Source organism: Pelagibius litoralis (genome assembly GCF_011683915.1).
Classification (GTDB): Bacteria; Pseudomonadota; Alphaproteobacteria; order Kiloniellales; family Kiloniellaceae; genus Pelagibius; species Pelagibius litoralis.
Genome location: NZ_JAAQPH010000059.1, coordinates 1 through 1,187, shown reverse-complemented (window position 1 = coordinate 1,187; position 1,187 = coordinate 1). Strand labels below are relative to the sequence as shown.

Annotated in this window: 1 protein-coding gene; it reads left to right on the top strand. The window is 65.7% G+C overall.

The features are described from left to right. Positions 1-193: 193 nt before the first annotated feature. Positions 194-1,165 carry an IS110 family RNA-guided transposase gene (locus HBA54_RS28590; protein WP_167232142.1) on the top strand — a complete coding sequence of 324 codons (972 nt, stop codon included), beginning with the start codon at positions 194-196 and terminating at the stop codon, positions 1,163-1,165. Positions 1,166-1,187 lie beyond the last annotated feature (22 nt).

The following is a 1,187-nucleotide window of genomic DNA, read 5'->3' as shown; positions in this document are numbered from 1 at the left end:
CCCCCTCACCCCGACCCTTGCATGTTGGTGATCGGCCCGAATTGCGTAAGCATTGGGGTTGATCCCCGGGGGGTGGCCACCCCCCGGGGATCGGATGGGCGGGACCGCGCGACCCTAGGCAAGAACCGTGGGAGAGCTTGGTCCGTCCATCCTTCGCGCCTGTTCTGAACAGATGATGGGGAGTGAGTCCCGTATGCAAGGCAAGAAGTTGTCCGAACCAAGCGCTGAGACCAAAGTTTATATCGGGATCGACGGCTGTAAAGCCTGGCTCGATATCTATCTTCATCCCCTTGGCCACCGGCTGCGCGTGGCGAACAGCCGGGAGGGGCTGAAACAGCTCAAGAAAACGCTTGCCGCCTCCAGCGTCGCCCTGGTGGTGGTCGAGGCGACCGGCAAGTATCACCGCCTGGCTCACCGCAGCCTGCATGCCTGGGGGTTGCCGGTTGCGGTGGTGAACCCCTTGCGTTCGCGCCTCTTCGCCGAGGCCAGCGGCGCCCTTGCCAAGACCGACCGGCTGGATGCACGCATGCTGGCGGTTTTCGCTGAGAGCCTTGAGCCGGCGCCTACCCCGCCACTGCCCGAACGGGTGGAGGCATTGCAGGAACTGGTCTCGGCCCGCCGGGCAGCCACTGGCGAGGCCACCGCCCTGGCCAATCGCCTCGGGGCCAGCCAGACAGTCTTTCTCAAGCGTCAACTGACCAGCCTTCTCAGCAAGCTCAAGGCCCACATCGCCCGCCTCGATGCCGAGATCGAGCGGCGCATCGCCGCAGAGCCGATACTGGCGCGGCGTTACCGGATCCTGCGCTCGATCCCCGGCATCGGCCCGGTGGCAGCCGCCAGCCTGGTCGCCGGCCTCACCGAGCTGGGCCTCTACTCCAACAAGGCCATCGCCATGCTCGCCGGCCTGGCTCCCATCGCCTGCGACAGCGGCAACATGACCGGGCAGCGCCGTATCCGCGGCGGGCGCAGCCACCTGAGACCGCCCCTCTACATGGCCGCCCTGGCCGCCGCACGCGTCAACCCAGACCTCGCCGCCTTCTACAAGCGACTGCGCGAGCAAGGCAAAGCTTCCAAGGTCGCCCTCACCGCGGTCATGCGAAAACTCGTCGTTCTGGCAAACACACTCATTCGCGAGCAACGTCTCTGGCAGCCAACTCAACCTTGACTGTGAACACAGATGCTCTCCC

Excerpts from the sequence above, each read along its gene's own strand:
- HBA54_RS28590 (WP_167232142.1), top strand. The coding sequence starts at position 194 with ATGCAAGGCAAGAAGTTGTCCGAACCAAGCGCTGAGACCAAAGTTTAT.